The organism is Streptomyces mabaensis (genome assembly GCF_053763515.1).
The window spans coordinates 20,125-34,658 of the sequence record NZ_JBSOPZ010000025.1; the positions used below are offsets into that span (position 1 = coordinate 20,125).

Consider the following 14,534-nt stretch of genomic DNA (forward strand, 5'->3'; position numbering starts at 1 on the left):
GCCATTGCAAAGCCATTTCGTCCGAGCCGAACTTCTGGGCCGGCCTGCCCGCACCTTCACCGGCGCGATCAGCCTCGCCATCGGGCTGGCGCTCTTCCTCAGCCTGCAGGCATACGGGAGCGGCTACCGGGAGGCGGCTCGGGCCCCCCTGGCCGAGATCGGCACGGACATCGTCGCCCAGCGCGAGGGTGACCGGCCCGAGGCGTTCGAGGGTGTGGTCTTCCCGCACTCCGCCGCACCCATCCGCAGTGCAGAAGTCAGCGGGATCAGCCGGATCCAGGGCGTGGAGGAGGTCAGTAGCGCCCTGTTCCTGTGGGCGTTCCAGAACGACGACCTCGTCGTCACCCTGGGGATCGACCCGGCGGCGGACACCGGTCCCGGACGACTGCGCGCGGGCCTGCGCGAAGGACGCTTCCTGACGCCGCGTGACTCCGGCGTCGCGGTCCTCGACGTCAGCTACGCCGAACAGAAGAAGATCCGGCCAGGCGGCTCGGTCACCGTGGACGGGCGGGCATTCGAGGTGGTCGGCCTGGTCGACAGCAGCCGGGCGGGCCAGATCGCCAACGCGAACGTCTACGTCCCGCTGCCCGACGCCCAGAAGATGTCGTCCCGTGCGGGGCTCACGGCCCCGGCCGACGTCAACATGGTCTTCGTCACCGCCCAGCCGGCCCGCAGCGCCGCGATCGCACGGGACATCGGGGCGCTGCTCGGCAAGGACGGCCTGATCACGACCCCGCAGTCCTTCGACAAGGTGCTCGGCTCGACGTTCACCCTGATCGACCGGCTCGGACTGCTGGTCGGCGTCGCGGCGCTGCTCGTCGCGGCCGCGGGACTGGCCCGTACGGTCACCGCCAACCTGGCCGAGCGCCGCCGCGATGTCGCCGTGCTCCGCGCGGTCGGCTGGTCCCGCCGCTCGGTGACGGCACAGCTCACCGCAGAGACAACGGCGGTCACGCTGCTGGGTCTCGGCCTCGGGGTCCTCATCGCCGCCGCGGTGACCTGGGCGCTGAGCAGTACGGAGGTGACGGTGCCGGTGCCCTGGGAACTCAGCCCGACCCCGCACTTCCTGGCGGGAGGCGCACGTCAACTGTCGATCACCGTACCGCTGGACGCCTCTCTGGGCCCGTACCTGATCACGGTGGCCGCGCTGGTGAGTCTGGGGACGGCGGGGCTGGTGAGTGTGTTCGCCGCGCGGCGCGCGGCAGGAATCAAACCGATGGAGGCATGGCGTGACTGATGAGGTTCTGCGGGCCGAGGGAGTACGGAAGTCCTTCGGTGATGTCACCGCCGTCGCCGGAGTGGACGTGAGCGTCCGCGCCGGGGAGTTCCTGGCCATCGTCGGACGATCCGGGTCGGGCAAGAGCACACTGCTCAACCTGCTCGCCGGACTCGACTCGCCGGACGCCGGAAGGATCACCAGCCTCGGAGAGGAACTGCCGGCCGGCGAGGACGCCCTGGCGCGCTGGCGCCGGGAGCACGTCGGACTGGTCTTCCAGGCCTTCCATCTGATCCCCACGCTGTCCGCGATGGAGAACGTCGCCGTTCCCCTCTATCCCCGGCGCATGAGTACGGACGAGCGGCGCCGACGGGCCGAGCGGCACCTGACCCAGGTCGGACTCGGCCATCGCGTCGCGCACCGCCCCGGCCAGCTCTCTGGAGGGGAACAGCAACGCGTCGCCATCGCGCGGGCGCTGGTCGGCGAACCGTCCCTCGTCCTGGCCGACGAACCCACCGGCAATCTCGACAGCACCACCGGCAAGGAGATCCTGGACATGTTCCAACGGCTGCGACAGGAAACCGGGTTCGCGCTCGTCGTGGTCACCCACGACGAAAAGGTGGCCGCCGCGGCCGACCGGCGGATCCGGCTCCAGGACGGCGAGGTCGTCGGATGAGGCGCCTCGGCACGGCCCTGGTGGTCGCCGCCGTCCTGGCGGCCGGCGGATGTTCGCAGGAGCCGGAGAAGAAGCCGGACGCGGCGCCGCCGTCCGGCGGAGTGAGCGTCGATCTGGTGTACCTCGACCATCCGCCGGTGCGCCCGGTTCTGAAGGACATCGACCAGGTACTCACCGGGTACGACGGCAAGGTCAGCGTCTCCAGGCACGACGCGGACACCGCCGAGGGCAAGGACTTCGCCGAGGACCACGTCCTCACCGGACACGTCATGATCGCCGTGCTCATCGACGGGAAGGTCCGGTTCCGGGGCTTCCCGGCCGGACGGGCCCCGGTCAAGTCGGCCGAGGGCGACTGGCGGATCGAAGACCTCGACAGCGCACTCCGGGAACGAACCGGGAGTGCCGCCCCATGACCGGTACCTACGTATGGTCGCAGCTACGGCACCGCAGCCGACGGGCGTTCGCCGTGGTCGGCGCGGTGGCTCTCGGCTCCGCCCTGTTCATCGCGCTCACCTCGCTGGGAGCCGGGTTCCGTGAGGCAGCTCGTGCGCCGCTCGCCGGCGTCGCGGCCGACGTGATCCTCACCCGCCCGGACGGTGCCGCCCCCTCGCAGCAGGCCGCTCGCGGCGTACGGATGCCCTTCGGCCTGTCGACCTTCAGCCCCGGCGAGGTGCGCGAGGTCCGGTCGGTCGCCGGAGTGAGTGTCGCCGTCGGGTCCCTGCAGATCTGGGACTTCGGACCACGCTCCACGGTCACGGTCGCCGGCGTCGACCCGGCCCAGCGCAGTGTCGGCCCCGGGCGCGTCCTGCACCGCAACCTGGTGCAGGGCCGGGCGCTGCGTACCGGTGAACGGGATGTCGCCGTCCTCGACCAGCATTACGCCGCGTTCTATGGAACCAAGGTCGGAGACCGGGTCGGCGTCGGACCACGCGAGTTCACAGTGGTCGGCATCGTGGAGGTGAGGGACTCCAGTCAGGCCGCCGCCTCGAACATCTACGTTCCGCTCGCCGACGCCCAACAGCTCGCCGGGCTGCAAGCGGGGCAGGTGAACCAGGTCCATGTACAGGTCGGCAGCTCGGCCGACACGGAAGTGGTGACCGGCCGTATCACCGAACGCGTCGGCACCGTCAGCGCCATCACCCCCGACAGCCTCGTCCAGATCATGGGCGCGGTGGGCCGGATCTCCGCACGGTTCTCCACCATCGCCGCCCTGGTGGGTGCCGCGGGCGGGCTGCTGCTGAGCTGGACCGCACTGCGGGGCCTGGTCGCCGAACGGACGCGCGAGATCGGCGTGCTGATGGCCGTCGGGTGGAGTCGCCGCGACGTGGTGCGGACGTTCCGCCTCGAGGCCCTGGTCCTCAGCATCACCGGCGCGGTGCTCGGCGTCCTCGTGGGTCTGGCCCTGGCAGGACTGCTGTCCTATCTGCCGACACCCGAGATCGCCGCCGGACCGCAGGGAGTTCAGGGACACACCACCGGGACGGAAGAGGCAGCCGGGCTGCCGGTCAGCGTCGGCCTCATGGCGCTCGGCACCGCCGCGCTCACGTCCGTCGCAGGCGCGACCGCCGCGGGCATGCTGGCCGCCCGCCGGGCGACCGCGCTCAAGCCCGCACTGAACCTGGTGTCCTCGTAGACGTACTACCCGTACCTACGCGTGGCCGTCAGCGTGCAGGGCGCAGCCCGGCCAGAGTGACCGCGACAAGTCGTCGGACTGCGGCTTCGGACGGCAGGGCGCCGGCCGCGCCGAGGGCGTGGAGGCAGTAGGCCGCGAGCTCGCCGGGCGCGACATCGTCCCGGAGGTGGCCGGTTGTCGCGGCCTCGGTCAGCAGGTCGCGGAACAGGTTGATGAGCTGCTGCTGTGCGCGGGCGACATGCTCGCCCCGGTGAAGAAGGGCGGCGAGTTCTTCGGTGCCGTGCCGCCCGCGGTAGTGGGAGATGAGCGCGTAGCGCTCGAGTACGGCTTCGAGCCGCTCGCCGGCGTCGCCGGACTGGTCCCGCAGCCCGGCGAGCTGTTCGAGGTGGCTGGTGACGTGCCGTTCGTGGTGGGCGATCAGGATCGATTCGACGTCTGGGAAGTACTTGTACAGCGTCGCGCGTCCGATTCCGGCCTTCTCGGCGATCTGCGTCATCGTCACCGACATCAGCCCGTGTTCGGTCACCAGCTCCCAGGTGGTCTTCAGGATCGCCTCGCGCACTGCGTGGCGGTGGGTCTCGATCGTCTCGTTCCACAGCTTGGGCACCCGTGCAGTATACGTGACGACATTGACACGACACTTTGATTCCCCATATACGCGGTGTCTCGTAAACTGCCTCTTGCTGGGGGGAAGTGGCAGTCGCAAGCACTGGAGGAATCCCATGGCCAACTCACCGCGCCCCGTCGGCGCCGCACCGCCGCGCGCTCCACGCTGGGTGAAAGTGTCCGCGATCATCGTCGGCGTCCTCATCGTGCTTGCCGTGATCGTGATACTCGCCGGCGTCGGCGGTGAGCACGGTCCTGGTCGGCATATGGGCGCCGCCGGCACGCCGCCGATCGGCGCCACAGTGTGGGTCGGCGACCGATGATCATGCCGCCCGGTCTCCGCAAGACCGTGCTGGCCCTACACATAGCCACCTCGGTCGGCTGGATCGGCGCGGTCTTCGCCTACGTCGCTCTCGATGTCACTGCGGTGACCAGCCGGGATGCTCAGGCGGTGCGGGGCGCGTACGCCGCGATGGAAGTGACGGTTCTGTATGTCATCGTGCCGCTCGCTCTCGCGTCGGTGTTCATTGGGCTCGTCAACGCGCTGGGCACGCCATGGGGCCTGTTCCGTCACTACTGGGTGCTGGTGAAACTCCTGCTCACCGTCTTCGCCGCCACCGTCCTGCTGATGGAGGCGCGGACCGTGAGCCACCTCGCAGAAGCGGCGGCAGTCAGTACCGATCCGCGCGAGCTGCCCGGCACCCTGTTCCACTCCGTGGGCGGCCTGGTGGTCCTGCTCGTCATCCTGATCCTTTCGGTGTTCAAGCCGCGGGGCCTGACCCGGTACGGGTGGCGCAAGCAGGACGAGCAGCGGCGCAACGAGCGCACCCGGGCCACTGTGCCCGCGGAGTAGCGACCGCGGCCCCCGTGGCCCAGTGCCGCGCCGCTGGCGAACGCCCCGTACCCCAGGACCTGCTGAAGGTAGAGGTTGAGGAAGTGCCCGGCAGGGGCGGGGGCGCCCTTCCTTGTCGGGCGCCCCCAGACGTGGGGCCTACTCGACCTGGGCCCAGTCGAGTGTGCGCTCCACCGCCTTCTTCCAGCCCGCGTACCCTTCCGCGCGCTGCTCCTCGGACCACTGCGGCTCCCAGCGCCGGGACTCCTGCCAGTGGGAGCGCAGTTCGTCGGTGTCCCGCCAGAAGCCGGTGGCCAGACCGGCCGCGTAGGCGGCACCGAGCGCGGTGGTCTCGGCGACCACCGGGCGGCTGACCGGTACGCCCAGGACATCGGCCTGGATCTGCATGCACAGATCGTTGGCCGTCACGCCGCCGTCGACCTTGAGCACGTCCAGGTGGACGCCGGAGTCCTGCTCCATGGCCTCCACCACGTCGCGGCTCTGGTAGCAGATGGCTTCCAGGGTGGCCCGCGCCAGGTGACCGTTGCTGTTGTACCGGGCGAGGCCGACGATCGCGCCGCGGGCGTCGGAGCGCCAGTACGGCGCGAACAGGCCCGAGAAGGCGGGGACGAAGTACATGCCGCCGTTGTCCTCGACGGTGCGGGCCAGACGCTCGCTCTCGGCCGCGTCACCGATGATCTTCATCTGGTCGCGCAGCCACTGCACCGCGGACCCGGTGACGGCGATGGAGCCCTCCAGCGCGTAGATCGCCGGGCTGTCGCCGAACTGGTAGGCCACGGTGGTGAGCAGGCCGTTCTGTGAACGGACCAGCTCGGTGCCGGTGTTGAGCACCAGGAAGTTGCCGGTGCCGTAGGTGTTCTTGGCTTCGCCGGGCGCGTAGCAGACCTGTCCGACGGTGGCCGCCTGCTGGTCGCCGAGCATCCCGGTGATGGGGATGGCGGCGCGCAACGGCCGGGATGTACGGGTCTCGCCGAACGCCTCCCGGTGGGAGGACGGGCTGATGGTGGGCAGCATCGCCCGGGGGATGTCGAAGAAGCCCAGCAACTCGTCGTCCCAGTCGAGGGTTTCGAGGTTCATCAGCATGGTGCGGCTGGCGTTGGTCACGTCGGTGGCGTGGATTCCGCCTTCGGGGCCGCCGGTGAGGTTCCACAGCACCCAGCAGTCGGTGTTGCCGAAGAGGGCATGGCCCTGCTCCGCCGCCTCGCGGACGCCGTCGACGTTCTCCAGAATCCACTGGATCTTGCCGCCGGAGAAGTAGGTGGCCGGCGGCAGGCCCGCCTTGCGCCGGATGACCTCGCCCTGGCCCGAGCGTTCCAGTGCGGCCGCGATGGAGTCGGTGCGGGTGTCCTGCCAGACGATGGCGTTGTAGTAGGGACGGCCGTTACGGGGGTCCCAGACGACGGTTGTCTCGCGCTGGTTGGTGATGCCGATCGCCGCCAGGTCGGACGGGGACAGGTTTCCGTGCCGCAGGGCGTTCTGGATCACCGAGTTGGTGCGTTCCCAGATCTCCACCGGGTCGTGCTCGACCCACCCCGAGCGCGGGAGTATCTGTTCGTGCTCCAGCTGGTGCTTCGCCACCTCGTTGCCGGCGTGGTCGAAGATCATGAAACGGGTGCTGGTGGTTCCCTGGTCCACCGCGCCGACGAAGTCCGCCATGGCATGCCGCCTCTCCTGTGGGAGCTGTGGAGCTGTGGGAGCTGGGGGATGGACTGGGCCCTCACGCCGTACCGGTCAGCCCTCCGGGGTCGGGACGCGGCCCGGAGGCTCCGGCTCAGCGGTCGGCAGGAACCGGCCGATGAAGAACTTGTAGAGGAACGCTCCGAGCAGGCCGCCGATCAGCGGACCGATGATCGGCACCCAGAAGTAGAAGTTCCCGTACTGATCTCGCCACGCTCCGCCGTACCCGGTCAGGAAGCTGGCCAGCCGGGGACCGAAGTCACGTGCGGGGTTGATCGCATAGCCCGCGTTGGTGCCCCAGGCCATACCGATCGCCACGACGACCAGGCCGATGATGAACGGGGCCAAGTTGGCGCCCGGGGGAGTGTTGAGCAGGTCGGTGATCGCCAGGATCAGCAGCAGCAGGATCGCGGTGCCGATGATCTGGTCGCGGAACGCGCCCCAGTCGCTGACCGGCAGATTCGGGTTGCCGTTGGCGGGCAGCGTGGAGAAGACGCCCTGCGTCTTGATGGTGTGGCCGGGGTCGGCCTTCGCCAGCGCCTCGGTGTAGTTCCAGCGCACGATCAGGGCTGCCACGAAGGCGCCGGCCGTCTGGGCGAGCGCGTACGGCGCCACCTTGCTCCATGGGAATCCCTTGAAGGCGGCCAGTGCCAGGGTCACCGCGGGATTGATGTGAGCACCGCTCAGCCGCGCCGCCACGTACACGCCGAGCGTGACACCGAGGCCCCACGCCCAGGCGATGCTGTCGTGGTCTCCGAGGCCGCCCGCGGGATCCGTGAGGGCTCCGCCGGCCACCACCTGAGCCACCACACCGCAACCGAAGAGGATGAGAATCATGGTCCCGGCGAACTCGGCGGACAGCTCGCCGACGAGACCTGATCTCTTGAGCCGTTCAGCCATGGGTGCCCGCTTCCCGCCGGCCCAGGACCGGCCGTCGCTTACCCGAGTCCTCCAGCCATCATCGTAGGGCGATCAAGAGCCGACCGCATACGGGGCAGGGTCGCCCCCCTACCTGGTGTGAGCCCCCCCGGGTCTCGCTCACGGGCCGGCGGGCTCCAGTACGACGGACAGCTCCGTCAGGCCCCGGAAGGCCGGGAACGGGACCTCCATCCAGGGGGCCTCGCGCCCGGGGTCGGCCGGCGCCACTCTCGGGAAGCGGCTGAACAGACCGGTGAGCGCGAGTTGCGTCTCCAGCCGGGCCAGCGGTGCTCCCAGGCAGTAGTGAATACCGTGCCCGAACCCCAGATGGGCGTTCTGCGCGTTCGCCGGCCGGGTCACGTCCAACTGGTCCGGGGCGTCGAACTTCATCGGGTCGCGGTTGGCCGAGGTGAGGGCGATCTGTACCAGGGCGCCCTTCGGGATCCGCGTCCCGGCGATCTCCACGTCCTCGGTGGCGTAACGGAACGTCGCGCTCTCCACCGAGGACTCGTAGCGCAGCAGTTCCTCCACCGCCTGTCCGATCAGCTCAGGGTTCTGCTGCAGGGCGCGGAGCTGATCGGGCTGGGTGAGGAGATGGTGGACGGCGTTGCCGATGAGGTAGGCGGTCGTCTTGTGACCCGCGAACATCAGCAGGAACGCGGTCGAGATCAGCTCGTGCTCGGTGAGCCCGCCGTCCTCGTCCCGGGCCGCCGAAAGCGCGCTGAGCAGGTCCTCGCCCGGATGGCTGCGCTTGCGCGCGAGGAGGTCGGCGAAGTACGCGTGCAGGCTCTCCTCCGCCTTCTGCTGGGCCTGCTTGGATTCCTTGCTGAATCCGGTCTGCGCCACCGTGGTGGACCAGAGATGGACGTCCGGCCGCTCCTGCTGCGGCACGCCGAGCAGTTCGCAGATCACGGTGATCGGCAGTGGGAACGCGAACGCGGGCAGCAGGTCGACCGGTTCGCGGGTCGGGCATCCGTCCAGCAGCGTGTCTACGGTGGCCTGGATCTGCGGCCGCAGCGCCTCCACGCGGCGCGGGGTGAACTTGGAGCTGACCAGCTTGCGCAGCCGGGTGTGCTTGGGCGGGTCGGCGTTGAGCATGTGGTCGTCCAGGGCCACCGAGGAGTCGCCGAAGATCCTCCGGTACGCGTCCATGGCCCCGTACATGTCCTTGCTCAGCCGAGGATCCGCCAGCGCGGCCCGCGCGTCCTCGTACCGCGTGATCAGGTACGTGTCGATGCCGTGCGGCGGCCGCATCGGGCAGACGGGCGCGGTCTCCCGGAGGTTCGCGTAGACCGGGTGCGGGTTCCGCCGGAACTCGGGGGTGCACCGCGCGGCTGCGGCGGCGGGATCTTCCACGGTCGTCATGGACGGCTCCTGAGGTCGAAGAGTGCCTCGGCGTTGCCGCCGAGGATGAGCTGCTGGGACGCCTTGTCGAGAGGCAGCTTCTCGATCATGCGCATGAGCTCCTCCAGCGGCACGGACATCGGCGGCGAGTCGGTGCCGAACAGCATCCGCTCGGGCCCCAGCACCTCCGCGTTGAGACTCAGGTGCGCCGGGCTGAACGGGCTGGTGTCGACGTACATGCGCCGCAGCGCCGCGCCCGGGTCGGCCGCCGGCGGAACGGCCGCAGGCGAGGCCGAGGCCGCCGGGGCGGCGGCGGGCGCCGACGGCGCGGCCCCGCCCCCGCCCCAGTGCCGGGGCCGCGCCGCCGTCTGCAGGCGCTCCGGCAGCAGCGCCAGCGCGCCGCCGCCGGTGGCACCGATCAGCCGCAGGCCGGGATACTTCTCCAGCCATCCCGCAAACGCGATCATGGCCATGCCCATGGTCACGTCACCGAACCGGCCGATCTGCTCGACGAAGCCGATGTCGTCGACCTGTTCCGTGCCGATCGGCTCGGCCGGGGCGTGCACCAGCACCGGTACTCCCGCCTCGGCGGCCAGCGCGAAGAAGGAGTCGGCCCGCGGCGAGCCGAGCAGCTCGCCGTGCACGCTGGAGGTGGTGATCAGGCCGACGAAGGCGGGGTCGGCCAGCGTCTCCCGTACCCCTTCCAGGTGATCGTCGTCGCCGAACGGGTTGGCGTACACGTACCCGCGCAACTGGTCCGGGAAGGTCCCGATCAGGCCCGACATCCAGGCGTGGAAGCCGCGCAGCCGGTCCCGCGGTTGCGCGTAGTTGTCGACGCCCGGGACGCGTGCCATCGCCCCGGCGCCCACCGGACTGCCGATGATGGTCATGTCGATCCCCGCCTCGGCGCGGGCGGCGAGCATGCCGTCGACGTCCGTCAGGCTGGGGGGCATGGGGAAGCGTCGGGCCGCCTCGGGCGGGGAGAGATGCCCGTGGATGTCGATGATCATTTGTGGGTCCCCGGGTTGGGTGTGAGTGCGTGGCTGACCGCGACGCAGTCCTCGTCGCCGTGTCCCTGCTCGGTGGCGCGGGCGTGCGTCTGGGCGGCGGCGTCGGCGAGCGGAAGCCGGAGTCCGGCCTCCGCGGCCTGTTCCGCGACGAGCTGGAGATCCTTGGCCATCAGGCGCAGCCGGAAGTCGGGCTTGTCGAAGCGCCCGGCTGCCAGCCGCTTGGACTTGAACGCCATGACCGGTGAGGCGAAGCCGCTGCCCGCGATCGTGCTGAGGACGAGCTTGCGGTCCAGGCCGGTGGCGGCAGCCAGCTCGACGGCCTCGGCCAGCGCCTGAACCTCGATGCCCATCAGCAGGTTGAGGAGCAGCTTCATCCGCATGCCGGAACCGAGTTCGCCGAGGTGGACGACCTCCTTGCCCAGCAGGTCGAGCAGCGGCCGCCCCGCGGTGAAGACCCGCTCCTCGCCGCCGACGAACAGCCGCAGGTCGCCGGTGCGGGCGTGGTCGCGGTTGCCCAGCATCCCGACGTCCAGGACGGAGTGCACGTTCCCGGCGAGGCGGACGACCTCCTCGGGCGCGACCGTGCTGGCGCACACCAGGGCGCCGGGGTACGGGCCGCCGGCCAGAACGCCGTCCGGCCCCCGCAGCACGGCGCCGAGGGCTTCGCCGTCGGCCACGGTGCAGATGGCCGCGCTTGTCCCCTCGACGGCATGGGCCGGGTGGTCCGCCGCGAAGGCGCCGGCCTCGGCGAGCGGCGCGGTCCGCTCCGCGGTGCGGTTCCAGACCCGCACCTGGATGCCCTGGTCGAGCAGCCGGGTGGCGAGGCCGGTGCCCATGGTGCCGAGACCGAGGACGGCGACGGGGCCGGTGGGGCGCGTCATGCCTTCACCCCCACGGTCTCCTGGATGACGCGGTACCGCAGGGACTGGGTCTCCTCGACCCACTCGCGCAGCGGAGCCACCAGTGCGCGGTGGTCCTCGCTCTGCTGCCAGGCGAAGAAGTGGTCGGGCGTCTCCCACTCACTGGTGATCACCCACTGCCGGGAGCCGTCCACGGGCTCGCCGAGGCGGTCGATGAGGTGTCCGGGGGTGCTGGCGACGGACTTCCGTATTCGCTCGTACATCTCCAGGAACCCCTGCTCGCCGCCCTCGATGACACGAACCGCGAACACCACGGACAGCTTGTCGGCCGTTTGGCCGTTCTGCGCAGCGCACATGTCTCCTCCTGGTGGTGAGATCGGGCAGAACACGATTCCCACCGACTCATGAGGCCAGGTGCGACGCAACCTCGACGCGGGCAGAGCCCAACGGAGACAAGGGTTCACCCGCGGTTACTAGCCCATCCGGGTGACATGGGGTCACGGTTGTTGTGCCTTGCGTGACGACGTCAGCACACCGATCTTGTCGATGCGGTGCTCGGGGTTGTTCATGGCGTCGCGCCAGTAGTTCCCGGCGGCGTTGTCCTCCGGTGTCGCGCAGGTGGAGACCGTGATCATTGCCTTGGTGGGCCGCTCGCCCGGCGCGCCGGGAACCGCGGCGCGCTGCTCGGCGAGTGACCGCTCGGACCGGAAGGACGTCTTCCTGGTCTCGGTGATCGTGTACTCGTAGACCGTGCCGCCCGAGGTGACGAAGACGGAGTCGCCCACGTCGACGGCCGGGAGGTCGCGCAGCGGGCCACCGGCGGCCTGGCGGTGGGCCGTCACCAGGTAGTTGCCGATCTCGCCGGGCCCGACACCGCCACGGTCGCCGTAGGGGCTGGCGGCCACACCACGGTCCTGGATCCGCGTACCGGGCCAGTCGTCGGTCGTCCCCTCGTACGGGACGACGCGCAGGGCCTTGATGCCGATCGACGGGATGGCCAGCACGGCGGTCCGGGTCCGTGGGTCCGGGCGAGCGGCCGGCTCCGCGGAGGAGGTGGCCGGGGCCGGCTCGACGATCGTCGCCGTCGCTGTCGCCGCCGCTGTCGTGGCGGCCGCGCGGGCGCCGGGGCCCTTGTCGGAAGTCTGGCCGGTCGTGGCCTCGCCGGCACCGGCCGAACAGCCGGCGAGCGTGACGACGGCCGCGGTCGCTATCGCGCCGAGGAGGGTGCGGGGACTGGACATGGCATTCCGGTTTCGAGTAGCCGGGGACGTCACACGCGTCACACACGTGTCTCACAGCAGAACGCCGGCCGCCGGTGAGGCATTCCGCTTCGCCCGTCCGCGCGCGAAGGACGCCGCCCCCGAACAGTCCAGCAGGACGCGCGCCCGTCCCGTCCCCGGGCTGCAATGGACGGGTGACCGCGACCCCGGACGACTGCCTCGCGCGCAACGAATGGATCTGCGGCGACTACCTCAGCACCCGCCGCGAGATCCTCTGGGACGCGACCCTCCAGCATCTCCAGCTCACCGGCGTCTCCCTCCTGATCGGTGTGCTGCTCGCGGTCCCGCTGGCCGTCCTCGCCCGCCGCTGGAAGTGGGCCGCGGGCCCGGTGCTCTCCGTCACCACGGTGCTCTACACGATCCCGTCGCTCGCGATGTTCTCGCTGCTGCTCCCGGTGTACGGCCTGTCCGCCTCGCTCGTCATCGCCGGCCTGGTCCTGTACTCCCTGACGCTCCTCGTGCGGAACATCCTCGCCGGGCTGCGTGCCGTACCGGAGGAGACCCGGCAGGCCGCGCGCGGCATGGGCTACGGTCCCGTCCGGCTGCTGCTCGGGGTCGAACTTCCGCTTGCCGTGCCGGCCGCCATGGCCGGGCTGCGCATCGCCACCGTCTCCGCGGTCTCCCTGGTCACCATCGGCGCGATCGTCGGCAACGGCGGCCTCGGCAACCTCATCTACGCCGGGATGAACACCTTCTTCAAGGCGCAGGTGCTCACCGCCTCCGTCCTGTGCGTGATCATCGCCATCGCCGCCGACCTGCTGCTCCTCGGCGTACAGCGGCTCCTCACCCCCTGGGAACGGGCGAGGGCCGCCCGGTGAACACGCTCACCGCGACCTGGAGCTGGCTGACCACCTCCGCCCACTGGTCCGGAGGGAACGGCGTCTGGAACCGCCTCACCGAGCACCTCGTCCTCACCGTCGTCTGTCTGGTCATCAGCGCCCTGATCGCCCTGCCCGTCGCCGTCGTGCTCGGCCATCTGGGCAGGGGCGGCGCGCTCGCCGTCAACATCTCCAACGCCGGCCGGGCCGTCCCCACCTTCGCCGTACTCGTGCTGCTGCTCCTCACCCCGCTGGGCACGAACCCGCAGTGGCCCACCGTCATCGCCCTGGTGCTGTTCGCCGTCCCCCCATTGCTGACCAACGCGTACGTCGGCATGCGCGGCGTGGACCAGGACACCGTGCAGGCCGCTCGCGGCATGGGCATGACGGGACGGCAGCTGCTGTGGCGGGTCGAACTACCGCTCGCCGCGCCGCTCATCCTCGTCGGCGTACGGATCGCGGCCGTCCAGCTGGTGGCCACCGCCACCCTCGCCGCGCTCGTGGGCGGCGGCGGACTCGGCCGGATCATCACGGCGGGCTTCAACCTCGCCAGCACTCCGCAGGTGGTGGCGGGAGCCGTGCTGGTCGCCGTCTTCGCGTTGCTCGTGGAGGGTGCCTTCGAACTGGCGCAGCGGTTCTCGCCGCAGTGGGCCCGGGGGAGGACCGGTTGAGCCGGATCAGAGCCGGCTTCCCGGCCGCGGCCGCCCTGCTTGTCCTCGCCGGCGGCACGACCGGCTGTACGACCGGTCCCTCCCTGGAGCACCGGGGCGAGATCACCGCCCCGCCCGGCGACAGCCGCCATCTGGTCGTCGGCTCCGCCGGATTCACCGAGAGCGAGCTGCTCGCGCGGATGTACGCGCTGCTGCTGGAGGAGGCCGGATACTCCACCGAGGTCCTCACGGTCACCAACCGGGAGCTGTACGAACCCGCCCTGGAGAGCGGCCAGATCGATGTCGTCGCCGAGTACGCGGCCACGTTCGCCGACTGGCTGAACACCAAGGCCAACGGACCGGACGCCGCCCCCGTCGGCTCGCCCGACCTCGCCACCACGATGGCCGCGCTGCGCAGGCTCGCCACCCCGCGCGGTCTCACCGTCCTGGCGCCCGGCCGGGCCGTCGACCAGAACGCCTTCGCCGTCGCCGGGTGGTATGCCGCCCGGCACCGGCTGAAGACCCTCAGCGATCTCGGCGCGGCCAGGCTGCCGGTACGGCTCGCGGCCGGCGACGAGTGCGTGCAGCGGCCCTACTGCGCGCCGGGGCTGCGGAAGACGTACGGAATCGACATCACCGCCATCGACCCCAAGGGCATCGGCACCACCCCCGCCAAACTCGCCGTCCAGAACGGCCAGGACCAGATGGTCGTCACCACCACGACCGACGGCACCCTGGACGACTTCGGCCTGGTCCTGCTCGCCGACGACAAGCACCTGCAGAACGCCGACTACGTCGTCCCGGTGGTGAACCGGGCCCGGGCCGGCAGCAGCGGTGTCACCAAGGCGCTGAACAAGCTCAACACCGTCCTGACCACCGCGGACCTGGCCGCCATGAACGAACAGGTCGACAGCTGGCGCCGGCTCCCGGAGGACGTCGCCGAGAACTATCTGACGTCCGAGAAACTGATCCGGTAGGCAATACCGCAGCCGT

17 protein-coding genes are annotated in these 14,534 nt (G+C 70.5%); 9 read left to right on the forward strand and 8 right to left on the reverse strand.

All coding sequences use genetic code 11. The features are described from left to right. Positions 1 to 4 precede the first annotated feature (4 nt). The 4 genes from ACWV17_RS22070 to ACWV17_RS22085 are packed head-to-tail and all read left to right on the forward strand — an operon-like array spanning position 5 to position 3,525. A complete protein-coding gene (locus ACWV17_RS22070; RefSeq protein WP_455353236.1) occupies positions 5 to 1,237 on the forward strand; it encodes an ABC transporter permease in 1,233 nt (410 codons plus the stop codon). Further along, a complete protein-coding gene (locus ACWV17_RS22075) occupies positions 1,230 to 1,892 on the forward strand; it encodes an ABC transporter ATP-binding protein (protein WP_455361112.1) in 663 nt (220 codons plus the stop codon). Before ACWV17_RS22070 ends, ACWV17_RS22075 begins: the two co-directional genes overlap by 8 nt. After that, entirely contained in the window at positions 1,889 to 2,305 is a 417-nt protein-coding gene (locus tag ACWV17_RS22080; RefSeq protein ID WP_455361113.1) for a hypothetical protein, read from the forward strand. The genes ACWV17_RS22075 and ACWV17_RS22080 overlap by 4 nt, the downstream gene beginning before the upstream one ends. After that, on the forward strand, positions 2,302 to 3,525 hold the full coding sequence (locus ACWV17_RS22085) for an ABC transporter permease (protein ID WP_455361114.1): 1,224 nt from the start codon (positions 2,302 to 2,304) through the stop codon (positions 3,523 to 3,525). Before ACWV17_RS22080 ends, ACWV17_RS22085 begins: the two co-directional genes overlap by 4 nt. Before the next feature lie 28 nt (positions 3,526 to 3,553). Here ACWV17_RS22085 and ACWV17_RS22090 read toward each other — a convergent pair whose 3' ends face one another. Then, on the reverse strand, positions 3,554 to 4,132 hold the full coding sequence (locus ACWV17_RS22090) for a TetR/AcrR family transcriptional regulator (RefSeq protein WP_455353232.1): 579 nt from the start codon (positions 4,130 to 4,132) through the stop codon (positions 3,554 to 3,556). A gap of 115 nt (positions 4,133 to 4,247) precedes the next feature. On the opposite strand from ACWV17_RS22090, the gene ACWV17_RS22095 reads away from it, so the two are divergent. Both ACWV17_RS22095 and ACWV17_RS22100 read left to right on the forward strand, forming a co-directional pair. Further along, a complete protein-coding gene (locus tag ACWV17_RS22095; protein ID WP_455361115.1) occupies positions 4,248 to 4,454 on the forward strand; it encodes a hypothetical protein in 207 nt (68 codons plus the stop codon). Continuing rightward, a complete protein-coding gene (locus ACWV17_RS22100) occupies positions 4,451 to 4,984 on the forward strand; it encodes a hypothetical protein (protein WP_455361116.1) in 534 nt (177 codons plus the stop codon). The genes ACWV17_RS22095 and ACWV17_RS22100 overlap by 4 nt, the downstream gene beginning before the upstream one ends. A gap of 138 nt (positions 4,985 to 5,122) precedes the next feature. Here ACWV17_RS22100 and glpK read toward each other — a convergent pair whose 3' ends face one another. From glpK to ACWV17_RS22135, 7 genes are all read right to left on the reverse strand, one after another. Continuing rightward, on the reverse strand, positions 5,123 to 6,640 hold the full coding sequence (gene glpK, locus ACWV17_RS22105) for a glycerol kinase GlpK (RefSeq protein ID WP_455361117.1): 1,518 nt from the start codon (positions 6,638 to 6,640) through the stop codon (positions 5,123 to 5,125). A gap of 75 nt (positions 6,641 to 6,715) precedes the next feature. Continuing rightward, positions 6,716 to 7,561, reverse strand: coding sequence for an MIP/aquaporin family protein (locus tag ACWV17_RS22110; protein WP_455361118.1), 846 nt, complete (start codon positions 7,559 to 7,561; stop codon positions 6,716 to 6,718). Positions 7,562 to 7,699: 138 nt separating this feature from the next. Further along, the gene (locus ACWV17_RS22115; RefSeq protein WP_455361119.1) at positions 7,700 to 8,944 is read right to left on the reverse strand and encodes a cytochrome P450 family protein; all 1,245 of its coding nucleotides are present in this window, start codon (positions 8,942 to 8,944) and stop codon (positions 7,700 to 7,702) included. Next, positions 8,941 to 9,933: an amidohydrolase family protein gene (locus tag ACWV17_RS22120; RefSeq protein ID WP_455361120.1), complete on the reverse strand. Its 993-nt coding sequence runs from the start codon at positions 9,931 to 9,933 to the stop codon at positions 8,941 to 8,943. The genes ACWV17_RS22115 and ACWV17_RS22120 overlap by 4 nt, the downstream gene beginning before the upstream one ends. Continuing rightward, the gene (locus tag ACWV17_RS22125) at positions 9,930 to 10,814 is read right to left on the reverse strand and encodes an NAD(P)-dependent oxidoreductase (protein ID WP_455361121.1); all 885 of its coding nucleotides are present in this window, start codon (positions 10,812 to 10,814) and stop codon (positions 9,930 to 9,932) included. The genes ACWV17_RS22120 and ACWV17_RS22125 overlap by 4 nt, the downstream gene beginning before the upstream one ends. Continuing rightward, positions 10,811 to 11,149, reverse strand: a complete 339-nt coding sequence (locus ACWV17_RS22130) for an antibiotic biosynthesis monooxygenase family protein (protein ID WP_455353224.1) — start codon at positions 11,147 to 11,149, stop codon at positions 10,811 to 10,813. The genes ACWV17_RS22125 and ACWV17_RS22130 overlap by 4 nt, the downstream gene beginning before the upstream one ends. A 141-nt stretch (positions 11,150 to 11,290) precedes the next feature. Then, a complete protein-coding gene (locus ACWV17_RS22135) occupies positions 11,291 to 12,034 on the reverse strand; it encodes a class E sortase (protein ID WP_455361122.1) in 744 nt (247 codons plus the stop codon). Positions 12,035 to 12,207: 173 nt separating this feature from the next. On the opposite strand from ACWV17_RS22135, the gene ACWV17_RS22140 reads away from it, so the two are divergent. Genes ACWV17_RS22140 through ACWV17_RS22150 form a run of 3 tightly spaced genes read left to right on the forward strand, consistent with a single transcriptional unit; the run spans position 12,208 to position 14,518 of the window. Next, on the forward strand, positions 12,208 to 12,891 hold the full coding sequence (locus ACWV17_RS22140) for an ABC transporter permease (protein ID WP_455353222.1): 684 nt from the start codon (positions 12,208 to 12,210) through the stop codon (positions 12,889 to 12,891). Then, complete coding sequence (locus ACWV17_RS22145; RefSeq protein WP_455353221.1) at positions 12,888 to 13,562, forward strand: ABC transporter permease; 675 nt, start codon at positions 12,888 to 12,890, stop codon at positions 13,560 to 13,562. Before ACWV17_RS22140 ends, ACWV17_RS22145 begins: the two co-directional genes overlap by 4 nt. Positions 13,563 to 13,567: 5 nt before the next feature. Next, positions 13,568 to 14,518 carry an ABC transporter substrate-binding protein gene (locus tag ACWV17_RS22150; protein WP_455361176.1) on the forward strand — a complete coding sequence of 317 codons (951 nt, stop codon included), beginning with the start codon at positions 13,568 to 13,570 and terminating at the stop codon, positions 14,516 to 14,518. The last annotated feature ends 16 nt before the right edge of the window (positions 14,519 to 14,534 follow it).

Coding starts and splice junctions, on each gene's coding strand:
- ACWV17_RS22080 (WP_455361113.1), top strand. CDS start 1,889: ATGAGGCGCCTCGGCACGGCCCTGGTGGTCGCCGCCGTCCTGGCGGCC.
- ACWV17_RS22085 (WP_455361114.1), top strand. CDS start 2,302: ATGACCGGTACCTACGTATGGTCGCAGCTACGGCACCGCAGCCGACGG.
- ACWV17_RS22095 (WP_455361115.1), top strand. CDS start 4,248: ATGGCCAACTCACCGCGCCCCGTCGGCGCCGCACCGCCGCGCGCTCCA.
- ACWV17_RS22100 (WP_455361116.1), top strand. CDS start 4,451: ATGATCATGCCGCCCGGTCTCCGCAAGACCGTGCTGGCCCTACACATA.
- glpK (WP_455361117.1), bottom strand. CDS start 6,640: ATGGCGGACTTCGTCGGCGCGGTGGACCAGGGAACCACCAGCACCCGT.
- ACWV17_RS22110 (WP_455361118.1), bottom strand. CDS start 7,561: ATGGCTGAACGGCTCAAGAGATCAGGTCTCGTCGGCGAGCTGTCCGCC.
- ACWV17_RS22115 (WP_455361119.1), bottom strand. CDS start 8,944: ATGACGACCGTGGAAGATCCCGCCGCCGCAGCCGCGCGGTGCACCCCC.
- ACWV17_RS22120 (WP_455361120.1), bottom strand. CDS start 9,933: ATGATCATCGACATCCACGGGCATCTCTCCCCGCCCGAGGCGGCCCGA.
- ACWV17_RS22125 (WP_455361121.1), bottom strand. CDS start 10,814: ATGACGCGCCCCACCGGCCCCGTCGCCGTCCTCGGTCTCGGCACCATG.
- ACWV17_RS22130 (WP_455353224.1), bottom strand. CDS start 11,149: ATGTGCGCTGCGCAGAACGGCCAAACGGCCGACAAGCTGTCCGTGGTG.
- ACWV17_RS22135 (WP_455361122.1), bottom strand. CDS start 12,034: ATGTCCAGTCCCCGCACCCTCCTCGGCGCGATAGCGACCGCGGCCGTC.